The organism is Serratia sp. NGAS9 (genome assembly GCF_009905295.1).
Lineage (GTDB): Bacteria > Pseudomonadota > Gammaproteobacteria > Enterobacterales > Enterobacteriaceae > Serratia > Serratia bockelmannii.
In genome coordinates, this window is record NZ_CP047605.1 from 3,582,746 (window position 1) to 3,602,274 (window position 19,529).

A 19,529-nucleotide genomic window follows, 5' to 3' on the forward strand; every position below is an offset into this window, starting at 1 on the left:
TACCGTCTGAAGCGTTATCAGAACGTCGGCTGCGCCATCTGCACCAGCGAAATCAGCGGCTGCGGATAAACCCCCAACAGCAGCACCAGCGCGGCTGAGATCAGCACCACGACGCCACCGGCGGTCAACGCCCAGTTGTTCGGGGTGTCGCGCTGCAGCGATTCCGGCGCGCTGAGGAACAGGCTGACAGTCACGCGCAGGTAGTAGTACAGGCCAATGGCGCTGCCTACCACGACTGCGCCGGTCAGCCACCACAGGTGTGCGCTGACGCCCATCGCGATCACGAAGAACTTACCGATAAAGCCCAGCGTCATCGGGATACCGGCCAGCGACAGCATCATCACCGTCATTACCGCGGACAAGATTGGCTTATGCCAGAACAGACCACGGTAAGAGAACAGCGAATCCGCATCCGGGCCGCGGTACGGGCTGGACATCAGGCTGACCACGCCGAAGGCGCCCAGGCTGCTGAACAGGTAACCGGCCAGGTAAACGCCGGCGGTTTCCAGCGACAACTGATGGGTTTGCACCGCAATCAGCGCCACCAGCAGGTAGCCCAGGTGAGCGATCGACGAGTAGCCCAGCAGACGCTTGATGTTGGTCTGGCTGATGGCCATCAGGTTACCGAACAAGATAGAGCAGAACGCGATGATCGACAGCACCAGGCGCAGCGCTTCGTTGTCGGCGGCTGGGGCATACAGGAACAGACGCATCACGACCGCGAAGATCGCAATCTTGCTGGCGGTTGCCAGGAAGGTCGAGACCGGCGCAGGCGCGCCCTGATACACGTCCGGCGTCCACAGTTGGAACGGCACCAGCGACAGCTTGAAGCCCAGACCGACGATCATCATGCCCATACCGGCCAGGATCAGCGGCTGGTGCATCATGTTTTCCTGCAGGCTCTTGCCGAGGCCGGCCAGCGACAGATCGCCGGATTCAGCGTACAGCAGCGCCATGCCGAACAGCAGGAACGACGACGCGGCGGCGGACAGCAGCATGTACTTGATGGCGGCTTCCAGCGGGCGCTTCTGACGATAGGCATAACCCACCAGGCCGAACAGCGGCAGCGAGATCAGCTCGATACCGATGAACAGCGAAGCCAGATGGTTGGCGCTCGCCAGCAGGATGCCGCCCATGGCGGCGATCAGCACCAGCAGGTAGAACTCTTCGCGGTTATCCGGATAGCCGACCAGCCACGGATAGGCGAAGGTGCAGGTCGCCAGACTCGCCAGCAGCACCAGCCCGGTGTAGAACATCGAGTAACCGTCAACCCGCAGCAGCGGGGTGACGTCCATTGGGCCTGCCTGGCCGACAAAGTACAGCGAAAGCAGCGCCAGGTTGAGACCGATCACGGTCAGGGTGGCGTTGATAAAGTGGTCGCGTCGCCACGCAATGCCTAGCATCACAACCACCACCGTCAATCCGACGATCAACAGCGGCAGCAGTGCGATCAGTTGTTGAGGAGTTATTGTCATGGCGAATTACGGCCTTGTTGTTGAAATTGCTGAAACTGACGAACCAAACCAGTGTTGCACGTTGCTCATCGCCGCGTTGGAAGTATCCAGAATCGGCTGCGGGTAAACCCCCAGCAGAACCAGCAATACCACCAGCAGCAGAATGATGAACAGTTCGCGCGCGGTCATGCCCTGCAGCGGCTGGTCGGATTTAGGCGCACCGTAGTAAGCGCGCTGCATCATGATCAGCGAGTAAACCGAAGCGAACACCAGACCGAAGGTAGAGATCACGGTGATCACCGGCACCACCTGGTAGCTGCCGAACAGAATCATGAATTCACCGACGAAGTTACCGGTACCCGGCATCCCCAGCGTAGCCACGGCGAAGAACAGCGACAGCGCAGGGATGAACTTGATACGCCCCCACAGGCCGCCCATCTGACGCATGTCGCGCGTATGCAGACGCTCATACAGCTGGCCGCAGATAATAAACATACCGGCGGCGGACAGACCGTGCGCGATCATCTGGATCACGGCGCCCTGGTAAGCCAGCTGGCTGCCGGTGTAGATGGCAATCAGCACGAAGCCCATGTGCGATACCGAGGTGTAGGCGATAAGACGCTTGATGTCAGTCTGCGCGAACGCCATCCAGGCGCCGTAGAAGATGCCGATCACGCCCAGCCACATGGCGATTGGCGCGAACTCGTGCGAAGCCTCAGGGAACAGCGGCAGGCTGAAACGCAGCAGGCCGTAGGCCGCGGTTTTCAGCAAGATGCCCGCCAGGTCGACGGAACCTGCGGTCGGTGCCTGGCTGTGCGCGTCCGGCAACCAGCCGTGCAGCGGCACCACCGGCATTTTCACCGCGAAGGCGATGAAGAAGCCCAGCATCAGCAGATATTGCACGTTGTGGGACATCGGCGTTTGCAGCAGGTCTTCGTAATCGAAGGTCCACACGCCGGTGGCGTTGTAATGCACGAACACCAGGCCCAGGATCGCAATCAGCATCACCAGACCGCTGGCCTGGGTGTAGATGAAGAACTTGGTCGCCGCGGTGATACGGGTTTTACCGTCCGACGCTTTGTGCCCCCACAGCGCGATCAGGAAGTACATCGGCACCAACATCATTTCCCAGAAGAAGAAGAACAGGAACATGTCGATGGCGAGGAACACACCGATAACGCCGCCCAGGATCCACAGCAGGTTGAGGTGGAAGAAGCCCTGATACTTCTGGATTTCACGCCAGGAACAGAGGATCGCCAGAACGCCCAGCAGACCGGTCAACACCACCATCAGCAGCGACAGACCGTCCAGCGCCAGGTGGATGGAGATGCCGAAGCGCGGGATCCACGGCAGCAGGAATTCGCTCTGCCACTGCGGAATGCCTTTCGGCGTGGTCAAGGTATAGCCGCCCTGCATCCACAACTGCAGAGAGAGCGCCAACGTCAGCCCCATTGCGATCAGCGCTATCCAGCGCGGCACCTTAGTACCGAAGCGCTCAAGCTGCCAACACAGCAGACCGCCGATAAAGGGGATAAGAATTAGCCAAGGTAATAGCATGGCGTTTTGTGTCCCTTATACGAATAATTTCAAACTTTGTACGTAGCGCCTACCCGGCGCTACGCCCGAAAAATGCGTCTGTTTAAATTATTCAATTAAACCAAAATCAACAGAGCCAATACGACCACTGCACCCACACCCATAGACGCTATATACCAACGCACCTGACCGTTCTCGCTCACCGTCAGACCGCGGTTCCCCCAGCGGGAGAAGACGGCCGGCAGGTTCATCAGCGAGTTCAGCGGATCACGCTGCAGCAGCTTCGCAATGCCTAGATACGGCTTGACGAACACTTTGTCATACAGCCAGTCGAAGCCCCAGGCATGGAACCACCAGGTCGAGAAGAAACGACCCGGCGCGCTGTTGGCGATGCTGTTGACCAGGCTGCGTTTGCCCAGCCACAGCGCGGCCGCCAGCAGAATGCCGACGATAGCCACCACGCCAGAGGTGATTTCCAGCGTCAGCACGCTGCCGTGCGCCAGTTCGGTGGTATCCGGCAGCACGCCCTGCAACGGCGGCACGATCATCGCGCCGACGAAGGTAGACAGCACCAGCAGAACCAGCAGTGGCAGATGGTGAGTGATGCCTTTACCGGCATGCGCTTTGATTTTCTCTTCGCCATGGAACACGATGAAAATCATACGGAAGGTGTACAGCGAGGTCATGAACGCACCAACCAAGCCGGCAACCATCAGATTGATGTGACCGTTGGCCATCGCGCCCGCCAGGATCTCGTCCTTACTGAAGAAGCCGGCCGTGACCAGCGGCAACGCAGACAGCGCCGCGCCGCCCACCAGGAAGCAGACGTACACCAGCGGGATGCTCTTGCGCAGGCCGCCCATCTTGAAGATGTTTTGCTCGTGGTGGCAAGCCAGGATCACCGAACCGGACGACAGGAACAGCAGCGCCTTGAAGAACGCGTGGGTCATCAGGTGGAAGATCGCCGCGTCCCATGCCTGCACGCCCAGCGCCAGGAACATGTAACCGATCTGGCTCATGGTGGAGTAAGCGAGCACGCGCTTGATGTCGGTCTGCACCAGCGCGGCGAAGCCGGCCAGCAGCAGAGTGACCGCACCGACGATGCCCACCAGGTGCAGCACTTCCGGCGCCATCAGGAACAGGCCGTGCGTACGGGCGATCAGATAGACGCCCGCGGTCACCATGGTCGCCGCGTGGATCAGTGCGGAAACCGGGGTTGGGCCCGCCATCGCGTCCGCCAACCAGGTTTGCAACGGCAGCTGCGCCGATTTACCGACCGCGCCGCCCAGCAGCATCAGGGTCGCCCAGGTGATGGCCGTGTCGCCCACCGCCAGTTTCTGCGGCGCCAGGATCATCAGCTCGCGGATGTTCAGCGTGCCCAGCTCGTTGTAGAGGATGAACAGCGCGAACGCCAGGAACACGTCGCCCACGCGGGTGACGATAAAGGCTTTCATCGCCGCCGCGCCGTTGGCCGGATCTTTATAGTAGAAACCGATCAACAGGTAGCTGCACAGGCCCACTCCTTCCCAACCCAGATACATCAGCAGCAGGTTGTCCGCCAGCACCAATACCACCATGCTGGCGATAAACAGGTTGGTGTAAGCGAAGAAGCGCGAATAGCCCTCTTCACCGCGCATGTACCAGGAAGCGAACATGTGGATGAAGAAGCCGACGCCGGTGACCACCGACAGCATGGTCAGCGACAGGCCGTCCAGCACCAGGGTCACGCCGATATTGAAGTTGCCGACGGCCATCCAGGTCCACAGGCTTTGCTCGAACAGCTGCACGCCGGCGGCTTTCTGGGCGAAGAAATCCATCGCCACATACACCGTGACCAGCGCAGCCAGGCCGATAGAACCCACGCCGACGGTGGCCGCCGTGTTTTCAGACCAACGACCGCGGGAAAATGCCAACAGCAGGAACCCGATCAGCGGTAGCAGAATTGTTAAATATAATAGGTTCATCCGCGCATCTCACTGACAGTATCAATATTCAGGGTATGACGACGACGGTAGAGCTGCAGCAGCAGCGCCAGGCCGATACTGGCCTCGGCTGCCGCCAGGCTGATCGCCAGGATGTACATCACCTGCCCATCCGCCTGGCCCCAGTAGCTTCCCGCCACGATAAACGCCAACGCCGCAGCGTTGATCATCACTTCCAGGCTGATCAGCATAAACAGCAGGTTGCGGCGCACCAGCAGCCCGGTCAGCCCGAGCACAAACAGGATAGCCGCCAGGATCAGGCCGTGTTGAAGAGGGATCATGCTTGCTCCTCCGATTTTCTTCTCGCCATTTCGCCACTCGCCGGCGCGTTGCTCAGCACCTCGCCAGGCTTGTGCTCGCGGCCGATATGGAAGGCGACAACCAGACCCGCCAACAGCAGCATTGAAGCCAGCTCAACCGCCAGTACGTAAGGCCCGAACAGGCTGATACCCACCGCCTTCGCGTCGACCATCTCACCGCTGATACCCTGATCGGATACGCTGCGGATCGCGACGATCAATACCACCAGCAGCGCCAGCGACAGCAGGCCAGGCCCGATCCACACCGTCGGCTTCATCCAGTCGCGCTCTTGCTGCTGCACGTTGCCGAGGTTCAGCATCATCACCACGAACACGAACAGCACCATGATGGCGCCCGCATAGACGATGATTTCCAACGCGGCGGCAAAGTAGGCGCCGAGAGAGAAGAAGACTGCCGAGATCGCCAGTAACGAGACGATCAGATACAGCAGCGCATGCACAGGGTTGGTATGGGTGATCACGCGAATCGTCGCGGCCACCGCAATCAAACCTGCCAGATAAAATGCAATTTCCATGCTTGCTGGCTCCTTAGGGCAACAGACCTTTGACGTCGATCGGTTTGGCTTCGTTTTCGGCTTCGCCTTTGGCTTTGCCGTCAATCGCCATACCGGCCATCCGGTAGAAGTTATATTCCGGATATTTACCCGGCCCCGAGATCAACAGATCTTCTTTTTCGTACACCAGATCCTGACGCTTGTACTCACCCAGTTCGAAATCCGGCGTCAGCTGGATAGCGGTAGTCGGGCAAGCCTCTTCGCACAGGCCACAGAAAATGCAGCGCGAGAAGTTGATGCGGAAGAACTCCGGATACCAACGGCCGTCTTTCTGTTCCGCTTTTTGCAGCGAGATACAGCCGACCGGGCAGGCCACCGCACACAGGTTACAGGCGACGCAGCGCTCTTCGCCGTCCGGATCGCGCGTCAGCACGATGCGGCCACGGTAGCGCGGCGGCAGGTAAACCGGTTCTTCCGGATACATCTGGGTTTCGCGCTTGGCGAAGGCATGCATGCCAATCATCCAAATGCTGCGCACCTGGGTGCCGAAACCAACCACTAACTCTTTCAATGTCATGGTTTATTCACCCCTTATTGAGCGTTGTACAAAATGACCGCGGCGGTTGCCAGCAGGTTCAGCAGCGTCAGCGGCAGGCACACTTTCCAGCCGAAGGACATCACCTGGTCATAACGCGGACGCGGCAGCGCGGCACGGATCAGGATGAACATCATCATGAAGAAGGCCGTTTTCAACGCGAACCAGATGAATGGCGGCAGGAACGGACCCTGCCAGCCGCCGAAGAACAACGTCACAATCAGGGCGGACACGGTGACGATACCGATGTATTCCCCCACGAAGAACAGACCGAACTTCATGCCGGAATATTCGATGTGGTAACCGTCAGCCAGTTCCTGCTCGGCTTCCGGCTGGTCAAACGGGTGGCGGTGACACACCGCCACGCCGGCGATCGCAAAGGTCACGAAGCCGAAGAACTGCGGAATGACGTTCCAGACGTGCGCCTGGGATTCAACGATGGCCTGCATGTTGAACGAATCCGCCTGCATCACCACGCCCATCAGCGACAGGCCGATGAACACTTCGTAGCTCAGGGTTTGCGCGGAGGCGCGCATCGCGCCCAACAGCGAGTATTTGTTGTTGCTCGACCATCCGGCGAACAGCACGGCGTACACCGCCAGGCCGGCCATCATCAGGAAGAACAGAATACCGATGTTGAGATCGGACACCGCCCAGGTCGGGCTGACCGGCACGATGGCAAATGCCAGCAACAGGGAAGTAAAGGCGATCATCGGCGCCAGGGTGAAGATCACCCGGTCGGAGAATCTCGGCACCCAGTCTTCCTTGAAGAACATTTTGATCATGTCGGCGACCAGCTGCAGCGAGCCGCCCCAGCCTACGCGGTTCGGTCCGTAACGGTTCTGGAACAGGCCGAGCAGGCGGCGTTCGCCGAAGCTCATGAACGCCCCGCACGCCACGACCACCAACAGGATCACGACCGCTTTAAGAACGGCGATCAGAATGTCGATCACCTCAGGGGTAAACCAGCTCATCGTGCTGCCTCCCGCAGATTGTCTACCTTAGCACCCACCAAAATCGGCGGGATCCCTGGCAAGCCGAGCGGCAAACCAACCTGGCCCTGGGTCAGGGTTTCACTCAGACGTACCGGCAGACGCAAGGTCTGGCCCGCACAGCTGAACTCCACCAGGCTGCCCGCGTTGACGCCAAGGGTCGCCGCGTCGGCCGGGTTGACCATCACGTAAGCTTCCGGCATGCGCTGCTGGATCACGTGAGAGCGCTGCGACATTTCATCGCTGCCGAACAGGTGGTAGTAAGGCGCGACACGCCAGCCGTCGTTCGGATTGAAGGCGGCTGGCACGCGGTCGAAGTAACCGAGGCTGCCCTCCCCCGCTTCGATCAGGCGCACGCCCGGATCGCCGTGGCGCAGTTTGCCGCCCACTTCGGCCTGGAACTTGTTCCATGCCTGCGGTGAGTTCCAGCCTGGCGCCCAGGCGAACGGGATCTGCTGACGATCGGCCAGCGGGCTGTTGTTCCCTTCCATCGAGAAGGCGAACATGGTGTCTTTATCCTGCGGCTGACGCGGCTCGTGCACGCTGATGTTGGCGCGCATGGCGGTACGGCCGCTGGAACGGTGCGGCGAACGCGCCAGCTTCTGACCGCGAATGCGGAACGTCGCGTCCGGCGCGGCATCGACGATGCCCTGCAGCTGCGGCAACGCGGCGACGCAAGCGGCGATCACGTCATCGAGCTGAGTCCAGTCCACATGGCGGCTGGTGTAGGTGGAGTGCAGCGAGTGCATCCAGCGCCAGCTTTCCAGCATCACGGTGAACTGATTCTTCTTGGCGTCGTCGTAGTAAGCCGGATCGTATACCTGGAAGAAGCGCTGCGCGCGGCCTTCCTGGTTGATCAGCGTACCGTCGCTCTCGGCAAAGCTGGCCGAGGAGAGGATCAGGTTGGCTTTGTCCATGATCGCGGTGCGCTGGTGATCGGCAACGATCAGGTTGTTGACCTTGGCCAACGCTGCGTCCACCTGCGCCGCCGGCGCATGGCGATAGAGATCGTTTTCCATCACGATGGCGGTATCGGCTGCGCCGCTCGCCAGCTGTTCCAGCGCCTGATCGAGCGAACCGCCGCCGATCATCGCCAGGCCCATGCTGTTGGCGGCGCCCGCCACGAAGGTGATGCCGACATCGGAACCGCGATCCTTCAACGCTTTGGCGATGTTGGCCGCCGCTTCGATGATGGCTTCGCTGCCGGCGTTGCTGCCGGTAATGATCAGCGGTTTGCGTGCGCCGGTCAGCGCCTGCACGATGATATCGACTTTCTTGTTCAGGCCTTCGGCCAGATCGTTCACCGCCGGTGCCGCGCTATCCAGCGCGTGCGCGATGGCGAAGCCGAAGCGTGCCTGCTCGTCCACCGGCGCGCGGTAGTTCCAGGCGGCAATGTCGTCCAGGCGGGTGTTGTCGACGTTAGTGGTGAACAGCGGGTACTTGGCGTGCTGACCGATGTTCTGCACCGCCGCGATCTGCCAGTCGGCAACACGTTGCGCCGCCGCCATCGCGCGAGCTTTCCCCTTGACGGCCTGGCGCACGGACAGCGCGATACGCGCACCGGTTTGCGTCAGGTCTTCGCCCAGCACCAGCACCGCGTCGTAATCTTCGATCTCACGCAGCGCCGGCGTATGGACGCCGCCGTTTTTCAGCACGTTCAGCATCAGCGCCAAGCGTGATTGCTCCGCCTGAGCGATACCGGTGTAGTAGTTCTCGGCGCCGACCAGCTCGCGCAGTGCGAAGTTGCTTTCCAGGCTGGCGCGCGGGGAGCCGATGCCGATGGTTTTCTTCGCCTGACGCAGGATGTCCGCCGCGCCCTGCATCGCCTGCTCGGCGTTCAGGGTGATCCAGTCATCGCCGCGCAGCTGCTGCGGTTGACGCGGACGATCTTTCTGGTTGACGTAGCCGTAACCGAAACGACCGCGGTCGCACAGGAAGTAGTGGTTCACGCTGCCGTTGTAACGGTTTTCGATACGGCGCAGCTCGCCATAGCGTTCGCCCGGGCTGGTGTTACAGCCGATGCTGCACTGCTGGCAAATGCTCGGCGCGAACTGCATGTCCCATTTACGGTTGTAGCGTTCGGAGTGCGTTTTGTCGGTGAATACGCCGGTCGGGCACACTTCCACCAGGTTGCCGGAGAACTCGCTTTCCAGCGTGCCGCTTTCCGGGCGACCGAAGTAGACGTTGTCGTGCGCGCCGTACACGCCGAAGTCGGTGCCGTCCGCATAGTCTTTGTAGTAACGCACGCAGCGGTAGCAGGCGATGCAGCGGTTCATCTCGTGCGAGATAAACGGCCCCAGCTCCTGGTTGTTGTGGGTACGCTTGGTGAAGCGGTAGCGGCGGAAGCTGTGGCCGGTCATTACCGTCATATCCTGCAGGTGACAGTTACCGCCTTCTTCACAGACCGGGCAATCGTGCGGGTGGTTGGTCATCAACCACTCGACCACGCTTTCACGGAACTGCTTCGCTTCGCCGTCATCGATGGAGATGAAGGTGCCATCGGATGCCGGGGTCATACAGGACATCACCAAACGGCCGCGCGTATCTTCCGCGTTTTGGTATTGCTTTACCGCACATTGGCGGCAAGCGCCGACGCTTCCCAGCGCCGGATGCCAGCAAAAGTAAGGAATATCAAGGCCGAGGGAAAGACAAGCCTGCAGCAGGTTGTCCGCCCCGTCTACCTCATACTCTTTGCCGTCTACATGAATCGTAGCCATAGTCAGCATGCTTCCAAGTGGCCTGCCTTGCGGCAGGCGTTAATCAAAAATTCTGGCCGTGTTCGGGCGAGTTCGGCTTACCAGCGCTGCTTCAGCAGATTGTTCGGCTGAATGCCGCCAATCGCATGGGCGTTGCCGAAGTGCTGCACGGCGATACCCGCCTCGAACTCTTCACGGAAATATTTAATCGCGCTTTGCAGTGGCTCTACGGCACCTGGCGCGTGGGCGCAGAAGGTTTTGCCCGGGCCGAGGGAGCGGCACAGCTGTTCGAGGGTTTCGATATCCCCCGGCTGCCCTTCGCCGTTTTCCAACGCACGCAGGATCTTCACGCTCCACGGCAGGCCGTCGCGGCATGGCGTACACCAGCCGCAGGACTCGCGGGCGAAGAACTCTTCCAGGTTACGCACCAGCGGCACCATGCCGATCTCGTGGTCTACCGCCATCGCCAGCGCGGTGCCGAGACGGCTGCCGGCTTTGCCGATCGCGCCGTATTCCATCGGCAAGTCGAGGTGATCGGCGGTCAGGAAGTCGGTGCCCGCGCCGCCCGGCTGCCAGGCTTTGAAACGCAGACCGTCGCGCATGCCGCCGGCGTAGTCTTCCAGGATCTCGCGCGCGGTAGTGCCGAACGGCAGCTCCCAGACGCCCGGATTTTTCACCCGGCCGGAGAAGCCCATCAGCTTGGTGCCTTTGTCTTCACTGCCGGAGATGCCGGTGTACCACTCCACGCCGTTCGCCAAAATGGCCGGCACGTTGCACAACGTTTCGACGTTGTTGACGCAGGTCGGCTTGCCCCAGACGCCGGCACTGGCCGGGAATGGCGGCTTGGAACGCGGGTTGGCGCGGCGGCCTTCCAGCGAGTTGATCAGCGCAGTTTCTTCGCCGCAGATGTAACGGCCGGCGCCGGTGTGCACGATCAGCTCGAAATCAAATCCGGTGCCGAGAATGTTCTTGCCCAGATAGCCGGCTTCGGTGGCTTCCGCGATGGCGCGACGCAGATGCGCCGCTGCTTCGATATATTCGCCGCGCAGGAAGATGTAACCGCGGTAGGCTTTCAGCGCGAACGCGGAGATCAGCATGCCTTCCACCAGCAGGTGCGGCAGCTGCTCCATCAGCAGACGGTCTTTATAGGTGCCCGGCTCCATCTCATCGGCGTTACACAGCAGGTAACGGATGTTCATGGATTCGTCTTTCGGCATCAGGCTCCACTTCAAACCGGTGGAGAAGCCCGCGCCGCCACGGCCCTTCAGCCCGGAGTCTTTCACCAGGCCGACGATCTCGTCCGGGGCCAGGCCTTTGAGGGCCTTTTCTGCGCCGGCATAGCCGTTTTTGCTGCGGTATTCGTCCAGCCACAGCGGCTGCTTGTCATCGCGCAGACGCCAGGTCAGCGGATGCGTTTCGGGAGTGCGTACAATGTGCTTGGTCATTGATACTGCTCCAGTAGCGTCTCGATATCTTCAGGCTTCAACTGACTGTGAGTGTCCTCATCAATCATCATGGTCGGCCCTTTATCGCAGTTGCCCAGACAGCAGGTCGGCAGCAGCGTGAAGCGGCCATCAAAAGTGGTTTGACCCGGCTTGATGTTCAGCTTCTTCTCGATAGCGGCCTGAATGCCCTGGTAACCGGTGATGTGACAAACAACGCTGTCACAATAACGGATCACGTGACGTCCTACTGGCTGACGGAAAATCTGGCTGTAGAACGTGGCCACGCCTTCTACGTCGCTGGCGGGGATGCCCAGCACTTCCGCGATGGCGTAAATCGCACCGTCCGGAACCCAGCCGCGCTGCTTCTGCACAATTTTCAGTGCTTCGATGGAAGCGGCGCGCGGATCCTCGTAATGGTGCTTTTCGTGCTCGATCGCATCACGTTCTTCCGCGCTCAGTACAAATGCATCAACGCCGCTCTGAGGAGCGGCTGCATTGATGGGCTCGAGCGCATCGTTGACTGCGTGATTGTCTTTTTGATCATGCATAGTTAGCGGTCCACATCTGACATTACAAAATCGATACTACCCAGATAGACGATCAGGTCGGAAACCAGGCTGCCTCGGATGACCGATGGGATCTGCTGCAGGTGCGCAAAGCTCGGCGTACGTACCCGGGTGCGGTAGCTCATGGTGCTGCCGTCGCTGGTCAGGTAGTAGCTGTTGATCCCTTTGGTGGCTTCAATCATCTGGAATGATTCGTTGGCTGGCATCACCGGGCCCCAGGAAACCTGCAGGAAGTGGGTGATCAGCGTTTCAATGTGCTGCAGCGTGCGCTCTTTCGGCGGCGGCGTGGTCAGCGGGTGATCGGCCTTGAACGGGCCTTCCGGCATGTTGTTCAGGCACTGTTCGAGGATGCGCAGGCTCTGGCGTAGCTCTTCCACCTTCAGCATCACGCGGGTGTAGCAGTCGCTGTTGCCGTCGCCCACTGGCACTTCGAAGTCGAAGTTCTCATAGCCGGAGTAAGGACGCCATTTACGCACGTCGAACTCAACGCCGGTAGCACGCAGGCCGGCACCGGTCACACCCCACTCCAGCGCTTCCTTGGCGTTGTAAGACGCTACGCCGATGGAACGGCCTTTCAGGATGCTGTTCTTCAGCGCCGCTTTCACGTAAGAATCCAGACGTTTCGGCATCCAGTCGAGGAATTCACGCAGCAGGCGATCCCAACCGCGCGGCAGATCGTGCGCGACGCCGCCGATGCGGAACCAGGCCGGGTGCATACGGAAGCCGGTAATCGCTTCCACCAGATCGTAGATTTTCTGACGGTCGGTAAAGGCGAAGAACACCGGGGTCATCGCGCCGACGTCCTGAATGAAGGTGGAGATATACAGCAGGTGGCTGTTGATACGGAACAGCTCGGACAGCATCACGCGGATAGTGTCGACGCGCTCAGGCACCTTAATACCGGCCAGCTTCTCGACCGCCAGCACGTAAGGCATTTCGTTCACGCAGCCGCCGAGATACTCGATGCGGTCGGTGTACGGAATGTAGCTGTGCCAGGATTGACGCTCGCCCATCTTCTCGGCGCCGCGGTGGTGATAACCGATGTCCGGCACGCAGTCGACGATCTCTTCGCCGTCCAGCTGCAGAATGATGCGGAACGCACCGTGCGCAGACGGGTGGTTCGGGCCGAGGTTGAGGAACATGAAGTCTTCGTTCTCGGTGCCGCGCTTCATGCCCCAGTCTTCCGGCTTGAAGGTCAGCGCTTCCATCTCCAGATCTTCTTTCTGCTTGGTCAGCACAAAAGGATCGAATTCGGTGGCGCGCGCCGGGTAGTCCTTGCGCAGCGGGTGCCCTTCCCAGGTCTGCGGCATCATGATGCGCGACAGGTGCGGGTGGCCGTCGAAGGTGATGCCGAACATTTCCCAGGTTTCGCGCTCATACCAGTTGGCGTTCGGGAATACCTTGGTCGCCGTGGGCACGTGCAGGTCTTTTTCAGACAGCGCCACCTTCAGCATGATGTCGCGGTTGCGCTCGATGGAAATCAGATGGTAGAAAACGGAGAAATCCGCAGCGGGCAGGCCGTCGCGGTGGGTGCGAAGACGTTCGTCCACGCCATGCAGATCGAACAGCATGACATACGGCTTCGGCTGTTTTCTCAGGAACGTCATTACTTCCAGTAACTGGTCAGGTTTAACCCATACCACGGGCATGCCGGTACGGGTGGCCTGAACAGTAAAGGCTTCCGGCCCAAAACGGTTGCGCAGTTCGCCGATCACCGGGTCGTCAAGGTGATCTCGGGTCTGCCAGGCAGGCAAGGCGTCGTGCGTCGTCAAATCTGTCATAATTTTTTTTCACCACACTAAAGGGTTATTCGCCGCAAGTTTCACTTTTCGCTGTGTTAACCAATAGCGCACTAAGATGGACGTTAAATGAACGTCTTAAATCTCGTCAGGCGTCCGGAGGTTGGTCACCGCGATGCGCTCGCCGTGTTTACGCTCTCTTTCAGACTGCATATTGGCGCGGTAAACGCCCTGATCGCCGACAACCCACGACAGCGGGCGACGTTCTTTGCCGATAGATTCCTGCAGCAGCATCAGCGCTTGCATGTAGGCTTCCGGACGCGGTGGGCAGCCGGGAATGTACACGTCGACCGGCAGGAACTTGTCCACGCCCTGCACCACGGAATAGATGTCGTACATACCACCGGAGTTGGCGCAAGCGCCCATCGAGATCACCCACTTCGGTTCCAGCATCTGCTCGTACAGGCGCTGGATGACCGGGGCCATCTTGGTGAAACAGGTACCGGCCACCACCATCAGGTCAGCCTGACGCGGGGAGGCGCGCAACACTTCCGCACCGAAACGCGCCACGTCGTGAACGGCGGTAAACGACGTCACCATCTCCACGTAACAGCACGAAAGGCCGAAGTTATACGGCCAAATAGAGTTTTTACGCCCCCAGTTCACCATGTCATGCAGCGCATGTTCGAGTTTACCCATGTAAACCGTGCGGTGGACCTGTTGTTCCAGGGGATCGGCGACGATCTCCTGTTTTTGCAGGGGATAACGGTCGTTCTCACCGTTCGGGTCTATGCGGGTGAGCGTATAGTCCATCTTAATGCCTCGCTGTTACTGCGGATGACTGTTGGTGTTAGTGATCGTGCTCGGTTTGCTGCGGCGTTGGGAACGCGCCGGAGTCCAATCCAACGCGCCGATGCGCACCAGATAAACCAGACCGGCCAATAGCACCAAAATGAAAATGGCGGCTTCGATAAAGCCTACCCAACCGCTCTCGCGAACCGAGACCGACCAGGCATACAGGTATAAGGCTTCAACGTCGAAAATAACGAAGAACATGGCCACCAGGTAGAACTTGGCGGACAAGCGCATGCGCGCCGTGCCGACCGAGTCGATGCCTGATTCAAACGGGGTGTGTTTGGCGCGCGCCCGGGCTCTCCCGCCCAAGAAGAACGCGCCCAGCAGCATTAAGCCGCAGAGCCCGATAGCCACAACGAGAAATACGGCGAGCGCCCAGTGATGAGCGATAACTTCAGTGGTTGTTGACATACTCTATGCTTACTCATCAAAAGTGGCGTCGATCGCACTGCTCTTGTCACCGGCAGTTAGTGCGCCACATCGATTTAAGGGAAGGATAAATAACCACACAAACAAACTGCTTTTACAGCGAGTTAGGCAGCGTTTTTCTGTGGGCTTTTTACTCCTTTCTATAACCTTTTGTCAACTTTGACAAAAGTATCTACACACTAGTTTACATACGTATCATTTGATTAACATTTGATGCGCCAGGGACAGGCTAAATCGTGTCAGTTAATTTTTGTGTAGAAACAGATAGATATAAACCAACATGCACATTTCAGTTTTACTATACCATTGTCTCAGGAATTCCCTGTTCTTCCACTCACTACCTAGGGGTATTTTTTTGATCCAGGACACGTTTTCAGCATAAATCCTCAAAAAAAGTGTGGCCCTTTAACAATTTTCCTCAAATTGAGCCGCAAAAACGGCCGCTATAAGCTAACAAAATACCCTTGCTATTACCATGCCTTTAACCCATTCAATCTTATTGCTCAAAAAACGAACTTAGCGTATTAAACCCGGCCAAACTCTCTTTTCATTAACGCTTAAAAGTTAAAAAAACAGCCAACTCAATTGAAAATACAAGCCAAATACATATAAATAAATTTTTAGGTAAAAAAAGGGCAAAAAAAACCTCCGCCGAAGCAGAGGTTTTTCATCAGATATCGCGCCGCGACGTTATTCTTCTTCGTCCACCAGGCTGGCGTCATCCTGATCGCTCTGGAGACCGCCTTCCGCACCGTTGAAGCCATAGCCGTCATTGCCGCCCTGCATCGCGCTGAAGATGGCCATCGCCAGCTCGTTGCTGCACTGCGCGTTTTTGCACAGCGCATACTGGGTATCCGGCAGCGGCGGCAAACCTTCCACCGCGCCCAGCACCCGCAGATCGGGGCTCATCATCTCGATCGGCCGTGCGGTCACGCCCAGGCCGGCTTTACAGGCCGCCCGCACCGCGGACAGCGTGGAGGCGACGTAGGCGATACGCCACGGAATACCGGCTTCGTCCAACTGTTTAATCGCCAGCGCGCGGAACGGGCTTGGCTCATCCATTACCACCAGCGGGATCGGTTCGCCGGCCTGATAGTGATAATCGGCGGCGCAATACCACAGCGTCGGCGACGTGCGCAGCACGATGTGCGGGTGCCCGGCAGGATCGGCCGTGGTCACCGCCAGATCGATCTCGCCCTCTTCCAGCAGATCGACCATCGTCGTACTGCGCTTTACGCGCACGTCAATGGCCAGCTTCGGATAGATGGCGGTCACGCGGTTCAACAGGAAAGGCAGAATGGTATCGGCGGTGTCGTCGGAAGCACCGATGGTCAGAACACCTTTTATATTGTTGTACATCAGCGAGGTACAGGCTTCGTCGTTAAAGCGCAGGATCTTCCTGGCATAACCGAGAAGCTGAATGCCATGCTCAGTCAGGAGTTTGTTGCGCCCATGGCGGGCAAACAGTTCTTTGCCGACCAGTTGCTCTAATCGCTGCATTTGTTGACTGACGGCTGATTGAGTACGGCAAACGGCAACAGCCGCCGCGGCGAAGGTATTCAAATCAGCAACCGCAACAAAGGTTCTTAGCAGATCGAGGTCGAGATTAAGTATCGGACGATTTGCAGTTGTCATAGTGTATTCTTCACTTTTTTAAATTCTAATTTACGAACTACTACCCTGGTGTGTTTCTCAGACGCCGTTGAAAAGGACGGCGCCTGTTATGACAGTACCCCACTCATAAGTGGAGGGCAAAAAAATTACTTATGATTCGTTACCTCTATCGCTTTTTAAAATGCGATCTATCGATGGTGCTTATAGAACGCGGGGGACTGAATACCGGTGAAAAGGGAAAACCCCCACCGAACCTGAGATTTTACTCATTCATACTGCCTAATTTCCACTCCATTCGTGCTACTGAGAACCCTTATCAACCGGCCTTCAGACTGCATTCCAGAGCAAAAAAGATAAATAATTAACGGTACCGACTTCATGTTACTACTCAATGAATTTAATAAATTCAATCATTAAGATTTTTGCTTTAAATAATAATCTTATAACCACATAAACAATGCTTAAGGTAAAATATAAAGTAAAGCTAATGTAAATATGTCATTTTCCTTAGTGTGGTGCGCGAACCGACACCCCGCTATCAGACTACTCCGGTATTATCGTTCCTTTACAGTTTATTGAAGCCTATTCTCCCTTTCGGCTTATCAGTTCACTGCTGCCGGCCGCGATCGCCGGCACGTCTCGTTTATCGACGCTTGATTTAACAGAACAAAACCCTAGTAAAATTATAGTTCATGAAATTATGAACCACAAAATAACTTTACCTTTGCTTATCATAACTAAAATCCCCCGTTACGACATGCATTTGCACCAAAGGCGTGCAAAACCCTTCAAAAGCAACTACGCCAGGAGTACATTGGGCGGGTTGCGGCGTCCCACGGTAGGAGCGCCCCTATCCCAGCAAAAGGCTCAACTTTTTATGTCCCCCATTGAGAAATCCAGCAAACTGGACAACGTCTGCTATGACATTCGCGGCCCGGTGCTTAAAGAAGCTAAACGTCTTGAAGAAGAAGGCAACAAAGTCCTGAAACTGAACATCGGCAACCCTGCCCCGTTCGGTTTCGACGCCCCGGACGAAATCCTGGTCGACGTGATCCGCAATCTGCCCACGGCGCAAGGCTACTCCGACTCCAAGGGCCTCTTCTCGGCGCGTAAAGCGATCATGCAGCACTATCAGGCGCGCAACATGCGTGACGTGACCGTTGAGGATATCTACATTGGCAATGGCGTCTCTGAGCTGATCGTCCAATCCATGCAGGCGCTGCTCAACAGCGGCGACGAAATGCTGGTACCGGCGCCGGACTACCCGCTGTGGACCGCTGCGGTATCGCTGTCCGGCGGCAAGGCCGTGCACTACCTGTGCGATGAGCAGGCCGGCTGGTTCCCGGATCTGGACGATATCATCAGCAAGATCACCCCGCGCACCCGCGGTATCGTGATCATCAACCCAAACAACCCGACCGGCGCGGTTTACAGCAAAGCGCTGCTTGAGCAGATCGTCGAGATCGCCCGTCAACACAACCTGATCATCTTCGCCGACGAGATCTACGACAAGATCCTGTACGACGACGCCGAACACCACTCGATCGCCGCACTGGCGCCAGATCTGCTGACCGTGACCTTCAACGGCCTGTCGAAAACCTACCGCGTGGCGGGCTTCCGCCAGGGCTGGATGGTGCTGAACGGGCCGAAGAAGCACGCCAAAGGCTATATCGAAGGGCTGGAGATGCTGGCTTCGATGCGCCTGTGCGCCAACGTGCCGATGCAGCACGCCATTCAGACCGCGCTGGGCGGTTATCAGAGCATCAGCGAATTCATTCAGCCCGGCGGCCGCCTGTACGAACAACGCAACCGCACCTGGGAATTGCTCAACGACATCCCGGGCGTCTCTTGCGTGAAGCCGCAGGGCGCGTTGTACATGTTCCCGCGCATCGATGCCAAACGCTTCAACATCCACGACGACCAGAAGCTGGTGCTGGATCTGTTGCTACAGGAAAAAGTGCTGCTGGTGCAAGGTTCGGCGTTCAACTGGCCTTACCCGGATCACGTGCGCATCGTCACCCTGCCGCGCGTAGACGAACTGGAAATGGCGGTCGGCAAGCTGGGCCGCTTCCTTGAAGGTTACCACCAGTAATCGCCTGGGGCGCAGCGCCTTGCTGCGCCCTTCTCTTATTGCCCGGTTGCAAAATTCGCCGTCACTGCTTCACAATGGGGCCCTCACTTGCCGTTAAAGAGAGCACCATGAGCCAGAGCCATTTCTTCGCCCATCTGTCCCGCCTGAAACTGATCAACCGCTGGCCACTGATGCGCAACGTGCGTACCGAGAACGTCTCCGAACACAGTCTGCAGGTGGCTTTCGTCGCCCACGCGTTGGCGGTGATCAAGAACCGCAAATTCAACGGCAACCTCAATGCCGACCGCGTTGCGCTGTTAGCGATGTATCACGACGCCAGCGAAGTGATCACCGGCGACATGCCGACGCCGATCAAGTACTACAATCCGCAGATCGCCCATGAATACAAGAAGATCGAAAAGATCGCCCAGCAAAAGCTGCTGGACATGATCCCCGCTGAGCTGCGCAACGATTTCCGCACCATTCTCGATGAGCACTACTACAGCGAAGATGAAAAGCAGGTAGTGAAGCAGGCAGACGCGCTGTGCGCCTACCTGAAATGCCTGGAGGAACTCTCTGCCGGCAACAATGAATTCACCCTGGCCAAGGCGCGGCTGGATAAAACCCTGGAACAGCGCCGCAGCCCGGAAATGGACTACTTTATGGACGTGTTCATTCCCAGTTTCAGCCTGTCATTGGACGAAATCAGCCTCGACAGCTCGCTGTAACCCCACCGGCGCA

The 19,529-nt window shown here is 58.2% G+C and carries 16 protein-coding genes; 2 read left to right on the forward strand and 14 right to left on the reverse strand.

Going from position 1 to position 19,529, the window contains the following annotated elements:
- Window positions 1-17: 17 nt before the first annotated feature.
- The 14 genes from nuoN to lrhA all read right to left on the reverse strand — a co-directional run bounded on the left by nuoN (window position 18) and on the right by lrhA (window position 16,738).
- Window positions 18-1,475, reverse strand: a complete 1,458-nt coding sequence (nuoN, locus tag GUC32_RS17040; protein WP_025303659.1) for an NADH-quinone oxidoreductase subunit NuoN — start codon at window positions 1,473-1,475, stop codon at window positions 18-20.
- Window positions 1,476-1,481: 6 nt separating this feature from the next.
- A complete protein-coding gene (gene nuoM / locus GUC32_RS17045; RefSeq protein ID WP_025303660.1) occupies window positions 1,482-3,011 on the reverse strand; it encodes an NADH-quinone oxidoreductase subunit M in 1,530 nt (509 codons plus the stop codon).
- 95 nt (window positions 3,012-3,106) lie between these two features.
- Window positions 3,107-4,954, reverse strand: coding sequence for an NADH-quinone oxidoreductase subunit L (gene nuoL / locus GUC32_RS17050; RefSeq protein WP_019453716.1), 1,848 nt, complete (start codon window positions 4,952-4,954; stop codon window positions 3,107-3,109).
- A complete protein-coding gene (nuoK, locus tag GUC32_RS17055; protein WP_004936014.1) occupies window positions 4,951-5,253 on the reverse strand; it encodes an NADH-quinone oxidoreductase subunit NuoK in 303 nt (100 codons plus the stop codon). Before nuoK ends, nuoL begins: the two co-directional genes overlap by 4 nt.
- A complete protein-coding gene (gene nuoJ, locus GUC32_RS17060) occupies window positions 5,250-5,807 on the reverse strand; it encodes an NADH-quinone oxidoreductase subunit J (protein ID WP_019453717.1) in 558 nt (185 codons plus the stop codon). The genes nuoK and nuoJ overlap by 4 nt, the downstream gene beginning before the upstream one ends.
- A 13-nt stretch (window positions 5,808-5,820) precedes the next feature.
- On the reverse strand, window positions 5,821-6,363 hold the full coding sequence (nuoI, locus tag GUC32_RS17065; protein WP_025160170.1) for an NADH-quinone oxidoreductase subunit NuoI: 543 nt from the start codon (window positions 6,361-6,363) through the stop codon (window positions 5,821-5,823).
- A gap of 14 nt (window positions 6,364-6,377) precedes the next feature.
- Window positions 6,378-7,355 carry an NADH-quinone oxidoreductase subunit NuoH gene (nuoH, locus tag GUC32_RS17070; protein ID WP_025303661.1) on the reverse strand — a complete coding sequence of 326 codons (978 nt, stop codon included), beginning with the start codon at window positions 7,353-7,355 and terminating at the stop codon, window positions 6,378-6,380.
- Complete coding sequence (nuoG, locus tag GUC32_RS17075; RefSeq protein WP_369435350.1) at window positions 7,352-10,090, reverse strand: NADH-quinone oxidoreductase subunit NuoG; 2,739 nt, start codon at window positions 10,088-10,090, stop codon at window positions 7,352-7,354. The genes nuoH and nuoG overlap by 4 nt, the downstream gene beginning before the upstream one ends.
- Window positions 10,091-10,167: 77 nt before the next feature.
- The gene (gene nuoF, locus GUC32_RS17080; protein WP_015378579.1) at window positions 10,168-11,514 is read right to left on the reverse strand and encodes an NADH-quinone oxidoreductase subunit NuoF; all 1,347 of its coding nucleotides are present in this window, start codon (window positions 11,512-11,514) and stop codon (window positions 10,168-10,170) included.
- Complete coding sequence (gene nuoE, locus GUC32_RS17085; RefSeq protein ID WP_004936034.1) at window positions 11,511-12,062, reverse strand: NADH-quinone oxidoreductase subunit NuoE; 552 nt, start codon at window positions 12,060-12,062, stop codon at window positions 11,511-11,513. The genes nuoF and nuoE overlap by 4 nt, the downstream gene beginning before the upstream one ends.
- Window positions 12,063-12,064: 2 nt before the next feature.
- The gene (gene nuoC, locus GUC32_RS17090) at window positions 12,065-13,861 is read right to left on the reverse strand and encodes an NADH-quinone oxidoreductase subunit C/D (RefSeq protein WP_025303662.1); all 1,797 of its coding nucleotides are present in this window, start codon (window positions 13,859-13,861) and stop codon (window positions 12,065-12,067) included.
- A 96-nt stretch (window positions 13,862-13,957) separates the two neighbouring features.
- Window positions 13,958-14,632: an NADH-quinone oxidoreductase subunit B family protein gene (locus GUC32_RS17095; protein WP_004936039.1), complete on the reverse strand. Its 675-nt coding sequence runs from the start codon at window positions 14,630-14,632 to the stop codon at window positions 13,958-13,960.
- Window positions 14,633-14,647: 15 nt separating this feature from the next.
- Window positions 14,648-15,085: an NADH-quinone oxidoreductase subunit NuoA gene (gene nuoA, locus GUC32_RS17100; RefSeq protein WP_025303663.1), complete on the reverse strand. Its 438-nt coding sequence runs from the start codon at window positions 15,083-15,085 to the stop codon at window positions 14,648-14,650.
- Window positions 15,086-15,793: 708 nt separating this feature from the next.
- The gene (lrhA, locus tag GUC32_RS17105) at window positions 15,794-16,738 is read right to left on the reverse strand and encodes a transcriptional regulator LrhA (protein WP_025303664.1); all 945 of its coding nucleotides are present in this window, start codon (window positions 16,736-16,738) and stop codon (window positions 15,794-15,796) included.
- A gap of 856 nt (window positions 16,739-17,594) precedes the next feature.
- On the opposite strand from lrhA, the gene GUC32_RS17110 reads away from it, so the two are divergent.
- On the forward strand, window positions 17,595-18,809 hold the full coding sequence (locus tag GUC32_RS17110; protein WP_025303665.1) for a pyridoxal phosphate-dependent aminotransferase: 1,215 nt from the start codon (window positions 17,595-17,597) through the stop codon (window positions 18,807-18,809).
- A 107-nt stretch (window positions 18,810-18,916) separates the two neighbouring features.
- On the forward strand, window positions 18,917-19,516 hold the full coding sequence (yfbR, locus tag GUC32_RS17115; protein WP_025303666.1) for a 5'-deoxynucleotidase: 600 nt from the start codon (window positions 18,917-18,919) through the stop codon (window positions 19,514-19,516).
- Window positions 19,517-19,529 lie beyond the last annotated feature (13 nt).

Bases quoted from the DNA above. Each gene is read 5' to 3' on its own strand.
- nuoM (WP_025303660.1), bottom strand. From the start codon at position 3,011: ATGCTATTACCTTGGCTAATTCTTATCCCCTTTATCGGCGGTCTGCTG.
- nuoG (WP_369435350.1), bottom strand. From the start codon at position 10,090: ATGGCTACGATTCATGTAGACGGCAAAGAGTATGAGGTAGACGGGGCG.
- nuoE (WP_004936034.1), bottom strand. From the start codon at position 12,062: ATGCATGATCAAAAAGACAATCACGCAGTCAACGATGCGCTCGAGCCC.
- nuoF (WP_015378579.1), bottom strand. From the start codon at position 11,514: ATGACCAAGCACATTGTACGCACTCCCGAAACGCATCCGCTGACCTGG.
- yfbR (WP_025303666.1), top strand. From the start codon at position 18,917: ATGAGCCAGAGCCATTTCTTCGCCCATCTGTCCCGCCTGAAACTGATC.
- nuoL (WP_019453716.1), bottom strand. From the start codon at position 4,954: ATGAACCTATTATATTTAACAATTCTGCTACCGCTGATCGGGTTCCTG.
- nuoH (WP_025303661.1), bottom strand. From the start codon at position 7,355: ATGAGCTGGTTTACCCCTGAGGTGATCGACATTCTGATCGCCGTTCTT.
- nuoJ (WP_019453717.1), bottom strand. From the start codon at position 5,807: ATGGAAATTGCATTTTATCTGGCAGGTTTGATTGCGGTGGCCGCGACG.
- GUC32_RS17095 (WP_004936039.1), bottom strand. From the start codon at position 14,632: ATGGACTATACGCTCACCCGCATAGACCCGAACGGTGAGAACGACCGT.
- GUC32_RS17110 (WP_025303665.1), top strand. From the start codon at position 17,595: ATGTCCCCCATTGAGAAATCCAGCAAACTGGACAACGTCTGCTATGAC.
- nuoK (WP_004936014.1), bottom strand. From the start codon at position 5,253: ATGATCCCTCTTCAACACGGCCTGATCCTGGCGGCTATCCTGTTTGTG.
- nuoA (WP_025303663.1), bottom strand. From the start codon at position 15,085: ATGTCAACAACCACTGAAGTTATCGCTCATCACTGGGCGCTCGCCGTA.
- lrhA (WP_025303664.1), bottom strand. From the start codon at position 16,738: ATGACAACTGCAAATCGTCCGATACTTAATCTCGACCTCGATCTGCTA.
- nuoN (WP_025303659.1), bottom strand. From the start codon at position 1,475: ATGACAATAACTCCTCAACAACTGATCGCACTGCTGCCGCTGTTGATC.
- nuoI (WP_025160170.1), bottom strand. From the start codon at position 6,363: ATGACATTGAAAGAGTTAGTGGTTGGTTTCGGCACCCAGGTGCGCAGC.
- nuoC (WP_025303662.1), bottom strand. From the start codon at position 13,861: ATGACAGATTTGACGACGCACGACGCCTTGCCTGCCTGGCAGACCCGA.